The organism is Aequorivita vitellina (genome assembly GCF_022008365.1).
GTDB lineage: Bacteria > Bacteroidota > Bacteroidia > Flavobacteriales > Flavobacteriaceae > Aequorivita > Aequorivita vitellina.
Genome location: NZ_JAIRBA010000124.1, coordinates 1 through 653 on the forward strand (window position 1 = coordinate 1; position 653 = coordinate 653).

The 653-nt window shown below is 30.6% G+C and carries 1 protein-coding gene; it reads right to left on the reverse strand.

Going from position 1 to position 653, the window contains the following annotated elements; all coding sequences use genetic code 11:
• Window positions 1–144 precede the first annotated feature (144 nt).
• Window positions 145–653: hypothetical protein (locus tag K8089_RS16265; protein ID WP_237604335.1), on the reverse strand; the 509-nt coding region annotated here is incomplete at its 5' end.

Here is a 653-nt window from a genome sequence, read left to right on the forward strand (position 1 = left end):
CAACGGTTCTGGCTACACAAAGTAGCGGAAAAACAAGCGCGGATTTGTCGGCGTAGGTTTTTTCATTTTTGAAAAGTACGGAATTTCGGGCAAACTCGCAGCAGCTATTTTTTGTAGCCGTTGTTGTGCAACGTATTTTTTTTGTCAGTTAAAATCAATTTTAAACTTTCCTTGTTTATCGGGCTTTAAACCTTTGTCTGTTATTTTAAAATACCAATATGCTGGACTATAATTGTCGAATGACTGGTTTTCATTAGGGAAATCAGTCAAATTGTCTTTTTTATTAGATGTTTTAATTTTTACTAAACCATTATTACATTCAGATTTTGTATTGTTGAAGGTTATCAGTTTATCTTTCAGGAATACGTGTCCATCAAGATTTGTCCGATAAAATATATTGGTATTTATTGCCACATAACATTCATTTTCTATTTCCGTAAAATGAACTTCATAAATATCTGGTTTATAATAATTATTGTCGGCTGAATTATAGGATTGAACGATAAGTCCGATTTTCTTTTTTAAATCTGGATTAATATAAATTTCTTCTTTTTCAGAGCAGCCAAATAAAAAGGAAATCAGAATTAGATTTAATAATGTTTTTTTCAATAAACTATCGGTTTTCGTTTTTTGGCAATATGTTGCACAACGGT